Source organism: Streptomyces sp. NPDC001668, assembly GCF_042893155.1.
GTDB lineage: Bacteria > Actinomycetota > Actinomycetes > Streptomycetales > Streptomycetaceae > Streptomyces.
This window is the reverse complement of the sequence record NZ_JBIAUQ010000017.1, coordinates 1-6,978: the sequence shown is the minus strand read 5'-3', so window position 1 is coordinate 6,978 and position 6,978 is coordinate 1. Positions and strand designations below refer to the sequence as shown.

The 6,978-nt window shown below is 69.9% G+C and carries 8 protein-coding genes and 1 pseudogene; 4 read left to right on the top strand and 5 right to left on the bottom strand.

The window, feature by feature from the left end; translation table 11 throughout:
- Window positions 1–175: 175 nt before the first annotated feature.
- Window positions 176–706 (bottom strand): GNAT family N-acetyltransferase, encoded by a 531-nt coding sequence (locus ACFYZ8_RS36795; RefSeq protein ID WP_388540220.1) that lies wholly within the window; start codon window positions 704–706, stop codon window positions 176–178.
- Window positions 707–732: 26 nt separating this feature from the next.
- Between ACFYZ8_RS36795 and thpR the strand changes: the two genes are divergently transcribed.
- Window positions 733–1,305, top strand: coding sequence for an RNA 2',3'-cyclic phosphodiesterase (thpR, locus tag ACFYZ8_RS36790; RefSeq protein WP_388540223.1), 573 nt, complete (start codon window positions 733–735; stop codon window positions 1,303–1,305).
- Window positions 1,306–1,499: 194 nt separating this feature from the next.
- Here the strand turns inward: thpR and ACFYZ8_RS36785 are convergent, their stop codons facing one another.
- Entirely contained in the window at window positions 1,500–2,492 is a 993-nt protein-coding gene (locus ACFYZ8_RS36785) for an aldo/keto reductase (RefSeq protein WP_359037938.1), read from the bottom strand.
- Window positions 2,493–2,646: 154 nt separating this feature from the next.
- Here ACFYZ8_RS36785 and ACFYZ8_RS36780 point away from each other — a divergent pair, with 154 nt between their 5' ends.
- A complete protein-coding gene (locus ACFYZ8_RS36780; protein ID WP_359037940.1) occupies window positions 2,647–3,576 on the top strand; it encodes a nuclear transport factor 2 family protein in 930 nt (309 codons plus the stop codon).
- Between the two features lie 95 nt (window positions 3,577–3,671).
- Here the strand turns inward: ACFYZ8_RS36780 and ACFYZ8_RS36775 are convergent, their stop codons facing one another.
- The 3 genes and pseudogenes from ACFYZ8_RS36775 to ACFYZ8_RS36765 form a co-directional block, all read right to left on the bottom strand.
- On the bottom strand, window positions 3,672–4,301 hold the full coding sequence (locus ACFYZ8_RS36775) for a 1,4-alpha-glucan branching protein (protein WP_388540225.1): 630 nt from the start codon (window positions 4,299–4,301) through the stop codon (window positions 3,672–3,674).
- 44 nt (window positions 4,302–4,345) lie between these two features.
- A pseudogene (locus tag ACFYZ8_RS36770) lies at window positions 4,346–4,654 on the bottom strand (Uma2 family endonuclease); the annotation flags it as partial.
- A gap of 462 nt (window positions 4,655–5,116) precedes the next feature.
- Window positions 5,117–5,851, bottom strand: coding sequence for a helix-turn-helix domain-containing protein (locus ACFYZ8_RS36765; RefSeq protein WP_359037946.1), 735 nt, complete (start codon window positions 5,849–5,851; stop codon window positions 5,117–5,119).
- A 230-nt stretch (window positions 5,852–6,081) separates the two neighbouring features.
- Between ACFYZ8_RS36765 and ACFYZ8_RS36760 the strand changes: the two genes are divergently transcribed.
- The gene (locus tag ACFYZ8_RS36760) at window positions 6,082–6,747 is read left to right on the top strand and encodes a DUF4097 family beta strand repeat-containing protein (RefSeq protein WP_359037948.1); all 666 of its coding nucleotides are present in this window, start codon (window positions 6,082–6,084) and stop codon (window positions 6,745–6,747) included.
- 28 nt (window positions 6,748–6,775) lie between these two features.
- Window positions 6,776–6,978 (top strand): ATP-binding cassette domain-containing protein (locus ACFYZ8_RS36755; RefSeq protein WP_388540228.1); only part of this gene is annotated, 203 nt, incomplete at its 3' end.

Here is a 6,978-nt window from a genome sequence, read left to right as displayed (position 1 = left end):
GGCGGGCCGGGGTCGTGCGGGCATGGCCAGGATCTGGTGCGGCGGTGGCCGGGTGTGACGGCCGGCCTGGTCCTGGGTCGTGTCGGCGATCTGCGGTTGTTGGTCGGCTGGAACGGTGGTCATCCGCAGGTGCGGTTCGTGCCGCGCGAGGCGCGGGAGGAGTTGGCCGCGGCGGCTACGGGCGTAGGCGCATGGCCAGGACCTGGCCCGGCCAGTCGTTGTTCGCCCCGGCGGTGTATGTCTGCGTCGGGGTGAAGCCGTTGGCCTCGTAGTAGGCGACCAGCTTGCGGTCGTCGCCCGCGTAGCAGTCCACCCGCAGCAGGCCGACGCCCGCCCGCCGGGTCTCCTCGGCGGCGTGCGCGAGGAGGGCGCTGCCGATGCCGTGGCCCTTGAAGCGGCGGTCGGAGGCGAGCCAGTGGATGTACCGCTCGGGCTCGCCCGGCGGCGGGAGATGGGCCAGATAGGCGCCGGGCGAGTCGGTGATCGTGAGGGTCGCGGCCGGCACGCCGTCGGCCTCGGCGACGAACACCCTGCCCTCGTCGATGTACCGGGCGACGGACTCGACCGTCCTCGGGCTCCCCGACAGCGGCCTCGTCCCCCACTGCCCCGGGCGCCCCTGCGCGACCAGCCACTCCACACAGCTGTCGAGCATGCCGAGGATCACGGGTATGTCGTCGGGTCCGCCGTCCCTGATGCTGATCTCCATGCCCCCATGGTGACAGGCTGAGCCCCATGAGACTCTTCGCCGCGGTGCTGCCCCCGCAGAATGTGACCGAGGAACTCGCCGTCGTCGTCGCCGAGTTGAGGAAGCTGCCCGGCGCGGAGGGGCTGCGCTGGACCGGCGTCCCGGGGTGGCACTTCACGCTCGCGTTCTACGGCGATGTCGACGACGACGTCGTACCGGAACTGTCGGAGAGGCTGGAGCGGGCGGCTCGGCGGACGTCCGCCTTCCCGCTGGCCGTGCGTGGCGGTGGGCAGTTCGGGCAGGGGCGGGCGCTGTGGGCGGGGGCCTCCGGTGAGCTGCCCGCACTGCGGCGGCTGGCCGAGCGGGCGGAGGCGGCGGGGCTGAAGGCCGGGGTGGAGACGGGGGAGCACCGGCGGTACAAGGCGCATCTGACGGTGGCGCGGAGCCGGGAGGCGGTGGATGTGGCGCCGTATCTGGAGGTGCTCGACGGGTTCGTGAGCCGGACGTGGAGCGTGGACGAGCTGGCGCTGGTGCGGAGCAATCTGCCGCGGTCCGGGGTGCCGGGGGAGCAGCCCCGCTACGAGGTGGTCGGGCGTTGGGCGCTCGGAGCGGGCGGTTAGGCTCGACGCGTGGACCCGAAGACGCGGAACCGGATCATGGCCGGTGTGCTGGTGATGATGTTCGTTGTGGTGGCGATGGCTGCCGCCCTCGGTAGGTAGGGCTTGGGGAACTGCGGTCCGTCGTCGGCTGCCGCGCCGTCGTGGCTGGTCGCGCAGTTCCCCGCGCCCCTCAAAAGCCTTGCGTCATCCTGCGCCTACCAGGCGAAGGCCTCCGGCGACGGCCCCGGCCCCGGGAAGATCTCGTCCAGGCCCGCCAGGATCTCCTCGCTCAGCTCCAGTTCCAAGGCCCTGATCGCTGATTCCAGCTGCTGCGCCGTACGCGGACCGACGATCGGGCCCGTGACGCCGGGGCGGGTGAGGAGCCAGGCCAGAGCCGTCTCGCCGGGTTCCAGGCCGTGCTTCTCCAGCAGGTCCTCGTACGACTGGATCTGGGCGCGCTTGGCCGGGTCCTTGAGGGTGTCGGCAGCACGGCCCGAGGCGCGGCGGCCGCCCTCGGCCTCCTTCTTGATGACCCCGCCGAGCAGACCGCCGTGCAGCGGGGACCAGGGGATCACGCCGAGGCCGTACTCCTGGGCGGCCGGGATGACCTCCATCTCCGCGCGCCGCTCGGCGAGGTTGTAGAGGCACTGCTCGCTGACGAGGCCGATGGTTCCGCCCCGCCGGGCGGCGATCTCGTTGGCCTGGGCGATCTTGTAGCCGGGGAAGTTGGAGGAGCCGACGTACAGGATCTTGCCCTGCTGCACGAGGGTGTCGATCGCCTGCCAGATCTCCTCGAAGGGAGTCGCGCGGTCGACGTGATGGAACTGGTAGACGTCGATGTAGTCGGTCTGGAGCCGCTTGAGGGAGGCGTCGACGGCACGGCGGATGTTCAGCGCCGACAGCTTGTCGTGGTTCGGCCAGGCCTCGCCGTCCGCGCCCATGTTGCCGTACACCTTGGTGGCGAGGACGGTCCGGTCGCGGTTCGCGGCGCTCTTCGCGAACCAGTTCCCGATGATCTCCTCGGTACGGCCCTTGTTCTCGCCCCAGCCATACACATTGGCCGTGTCGAAGAAATTCAGTCCCGCGTCCAGAGCGGCATCCATGATGGTGTGACTGTCGGCTTCGTCGGTCTGCGGTCCGAAGTTCATGGTCCCGAGGACCAGCCTGCTGACCTTGAGCCCCGTGCGTCCGAGCTGCGTGTACTTCATGAGCCCCAGCCAACGCCTTGGAGTCCGCTCAAGGCAAGGCTCCCACTCGGGTGCGGCGCTGACGGTTGTCAGCGATCTTGACGCTAACTAGGAGTTAGTGCTTTCCTGTGGGGTGTGTGAGCTTGAAGTTTCAATATAAGCCTCAGGAGAGTAAGTGCCCCCCACTACGCCCGTCCGCAGGACCCTCGTCGCCGTCCTCGCCTCCGCCGCGCTCCTCGGCGCCGCCGCCGTACCGGCCGTGGCCACGCCGCACGCCGCTTCCGTCGCGCAGGCCGGTTACGGCGACTCCGCCCGCCTCGGCTACCAGAAGGCCGTCGCCGTCCAGGTGCTCAAGGGGGTGTTCGAGCGGGGTGACGCCAAGGTCGTGGACCGTTTCGTGCGGCCCGACTACATCCAGCACAACCCCCTCGCGCCCGACGGCGCCGAGACCCTGAAGAACCTCGGCACGTTCGTGCACCAGCAGTTCCCGGACGCCGAGTACCGTGTCCAGCGGGTGATCTCCGAGGGCGATCTCGTGCTCGTGCACTCCAACGTGGTGATGACCCCGGGGACCCGGGGGACCGCCGTCTTCGACATCTTCCGCTTCCAGGGCGGGAAGATCGCCGAGCACTGGGACACCGGGCAGAACGTGCCGGACACCACCGCCAACGGCAACGACATGTTCTCCACGGTGAGTTGGCCGCGGACCTCGCAGCCCGGCCCCGGTTTCCTCACCGCGTACAACAAGAAGCTGGTCGTCACCGCCTTCGACCAGCTGATCGTGAAGAAGGACCTGTCCGCCCTCGACCGCTACTGGGCGCCCTGGTACGAGCAGCACAACCCGACCATCGCGAACGGTCTGTCCGGGGTGAAGGCCGGGCTCGCGGCGTACTTCAAGGCGGCGCCGCAGCTGAAGGTGGAGCCGAAGCGGGTCATCGCCGAGGGCGATCTGGTGGCCGTCCACAGCCACTACATCCCGGCGCCGGGGGAGCGGGGGCAGGCGATCGTGGACCTGTTCCGGGTGGTCGGCGGGAAGATCGTGGAGCACTGGGACGTGACCCAGGACGTACCGGCCACGTCCGCCAACGACAACACGATGTTCTGACGGTTCCGGTGGTCTGCCCCCCGGTGCAATCGGGGGGCAGCCGTGGGGATTTGGGCGGGTTCCGTCCCTGGCGTTCTCCGTATGGAGCGCCGGTCTCAGGGAGTGCGCAGGCTCACGAAGACGGATCGCACGCGGGTGCCGTCCGGGGTGTTCCAGGCCGTGGAGACCTGACCGGTCACGCCCTCGGGAGTTGTGGGCGTCAGGATCCGGTGGACGCGCAGGCTGGTGCCGTCCGGGAGGGCGAGCTCGGTGCCGTCCCGGTCCTCGGTGACCTCGGCGGGGCCGGTGGGAAGGCCGGGACCGGTGTAGGCGTGGGTGACCTCGTGGTCGGGGGTGTCGCTGATGCTCTGGGCCATGGCCTGGGCGCGGCCCTCGAACAGGGCGAGCAGTTCGGTGCGCAGGACCGGGTCGTGGCTGCCGTCGTAGGCCCAACGGGGGCCCAGCACACCGTGTTCCATGGTGCCGACGAGGGCGTGGTCCGCGCCGGGGAGCGGGGCCGCGCGGTAGGTGAGGGGGACGTGGTAGGCGACGGGCTCGGGGCCCGAGGTGTCGACGGCCACCATGAACTCGATCCCCACCTCGCCCTCCGGATCGTCCAGCCGGAAGCCGCCGGCCTTGGCCAACTCCGGTGCCCCGTCACCGGCGTACCAGGGGCGGGTGGGCAGCCAGGTGGTGAGCAGTTCCAGCTTGGTCGGCTTGAGGGTGGTGTTGTGGATGATCGCCATGCAGCGGATTCTGTCAGTCAGTCACGGGGGAACTCATCTGTTTAGTCGCTCCCCTTGGGGGCGGTGTAGATGTGGCACCGCCCCTGACAGGGGTCCGCGATGACGTAGACGGGGACTTCCGCCGTGGCGTACGCGGCCTTCTTCGGGCCGTAGTCGTTGGCCGCGGTGCCCTTGGAGATCACCTCGGCGACGAACTCGACGTCCTCGTAGGATCAGTGGTAGTCGATGCGCACGTCGGACTTCACGCGCTTCCGCGGGTACTTGGTCCGCAACTGCTCGTAGATGGCCGCGATGATCTCCCAGTGGGTGTCCCGCTGCGGCGACATGTAGACGGTCCCCTCGACGATCTCGACCACTCTCGGCCATCGCGATCCGGTCTTCGAGGACGGTCATCGTGGCGCTCCTGCCCGGCTGCCCCATCGACGAGTGCAGCCGCGCAGTACAACGATACGCACGGTGACCAGGACACGGAGGGACATGCCAGGTGGGAGGACCACGTCGCCGCGCCACCTCGTCCCGCTTCTCCACCGGACCCTTGGCGACACCATCCTCGGCATCTGCCTCCACGGCTCCGCCGTCCGCGAACGCCGGGTTTTGGTAGGGGAGTTGATGGCCCTGGGGGTATCCGCCCGTCTGCGACTTCCTCCACGGAGAGTGGCTGCGCGAGGAGTGCGGGCGGGGTGTCCTTCCCGAGCCCGAGGCCGGCCCGAGTCCAACCCGAGTCCAGCCCGAGGCCGGCCCGATCTCGCGCCCCTCGACCGGGCCGTCGAGCGGCTGCCGTCGGAGGAGCGGGCCGCGCTCGCCCACGCCCGGGCTCAGTCCGGGGCGTCGGGCGTCTGCTCGGGCTGGGTGTAGAGGACCTCGCGGGCCTGGTCCGCTGCGCGGATGATGCTCTCGGAGATGAAGTCGAGAAAGCGGGAGATGTTCTCGAGGCGGACGGCGGCCGGGGTGCCGGGGCCCAGGACGCCCACGCCCTGGCGCGCGGTCTCGGCGAGCTGGGTGGTGCCGCGGGCGCTGGCGATCATGGACTGGTACCAGACGTCGTCGTCGGAGACATAGCGCTCACGGCGGCGTTCGTCGCGTTCGCGGCGCACCAGGCCCTGGCTCTCCAGGAAGCTGATCGCCTTGGAGATGGACGCCGGGCTGACCTGGAGGCGCTCGACGAGTTCGGCGGCGGTCATGCTGCCGTTGTCGCTGGTGTAGAGGCAGGTCAGCACCCTCGCCATCATCTTGGGCGTGCCCGCCTGCATGAGGACGGTCGTGAACGTCTCCTCGAACTCGCGCACCGCCTCGGGATCGCGCCCGGGCGCGAGTTCGGGTGCCCCGGGCGAGCGGGGCGCGCTCTTCCGGCGGCGGTGAGCGCGGCGCTCGGTGGCGCGGTGGGCGAGGTCGGCGCGGTAGCCGGTGGGGCCGCCGTTGCGCATGACCTCGCGGGTGATGGTCGAGGTGGGGCGGTCGAGGCGGCGGGCGATCTCCGCGTAGGCGAGGCCGTCGGCCACCCCCAGCGCGATCTGCTGACGTTCCTGCTGGGTGAGCCTGCCTCCCGGCATCGCGGTCTCCTTCGTGGTCCCTGGTGCTCGCAGCATAGCGTTCACTTCCAGTCGGTTGCAACGACAGCCTGACTGACGTTGCGTTACTTTCAGGACCGTTGCAATGAAATTGACGCGCTGAGCTGCCATGATGCCTATAAGTCGCAACGAACTTGTTGCCGAGATCGTGAATGCAACGTAGCTTTTCGTTCATCGGAAATCAGCAACAGCGACGAACGCAGGAGCTCCTCATGCAGAAGTTCGACACCACCGCCCCCGTCACCGCCGTCATCGACCTGCCCGCCGGACGCGTCCAGGTCATCGCCGGCGACCGCGCCGACGCCACCGTCGAGGTCCGGCCCGTCGACCCCGCCAGGAAGCGCGACACCCAGGCCGCCGAACGGATCGAGGTCGACCACCGCGACGGCGTGCTGCGCATCGCCGCCCCCACCGCCAAGAACCAGTACTTCGGACCCTCCGGCTCCGTCGAGATCACCGTCCGGCTCCCGGCCGGCTCCGGCGTCCAGGCCAAGGCCGCCGCCGCCGAGTTCCGCGCCGTCGGACGCCTCGGCGACATCGCCTTCGAGGGCGCCCACGGCCCCGTCAAGATCGACGAGGCCGCGAGCCTGCGTCTGACCGTCGCCGACGGCGACGTCACCGTCGGCCGCCTGACCGGACCCGCCACCATCAGCACCCAGCGCGGCGACATCACCGTCAACGAGGCCGTCACCGGCCGGGTCGAACTGAGCACGCAGAAGGGCGACATCACCCTCGCCACCGCCGCCTCCGCCGCCCTGGACGCCGGCACCTCCTACGGCCGTATCCACAACGCCCTCAAGAACACCGAAGGCACCGACGCCGGCCTGACCGTCCGCGCCACCACCTCCTACGGCGACATCACCGCCCGCAGCCTCTGACCCGCAGCCCTCACGAGGAGCACTCACCATGACCGACCTGGCCATCACGGCGAACGGACTGCGCAAGTCCTACGGGGACAAGACCGTCCTCGACGGCATCGACATCCAGGTGCCGGCCGGCACGATCTTCTCCCTCCTCGGACCGAACGGCGCCGGCAAGACCACCGCCGTGAAGATCCTCTCCACCCTGATCTCCGCCGACGCCGGACAGGCGGAGGTCGGCGGCCACGA

What these genes read in the sequence shown, in the direction of transcription:
- ACFYZ8_RS36795 (WP_388540220.1), bottom strand. Translation starts at nt 706, where the DNA reads ATGGAGATCAGCATCAGGGACGGCGGACCCGACGACATACCCGTGATC.
- thpR (WP_388540223.1), top strand. Translation starts at nt 733, where the DNA reads ATGAGACTCTTCGCCGCGGTGCTGCCCCCGCAGAATGTGACCGAGGAA.
- ACFYZ8_RS36785 (WP_359037938.1), bottom strand. Translation starts at nt 2,492, where the DNA reads ATGAAGTACACGCAGCTCGGACGCACGGGGCTCAAGGTCAGCAGGCTG.
- ACFYZ8_RS36760 (WP_359037948.1), top strand. Translation starts at nt 6,082, where the DNA reads ATGCAGAAGTTCGACACCACCGCCCCCGTCACCGCCGTCATCGACCTG.
- ACFYZ8_RS36775 (WP_388540225.1), bottom strand. Translation starts at nt 4,301, where the DNA reads ATGGCGATCATCCACAACACCACCCTCAAGCCGACCAAGCTGGAACTG.
- ACFYZ8_RS36765 (WP_359037946.1), bottom strand. Translation starts at nt 5,851, where the DNA reads ATGCCGGGAGGCAGGCTCACCCAGCAGGAACGTCAGCAGATCGCGCTG.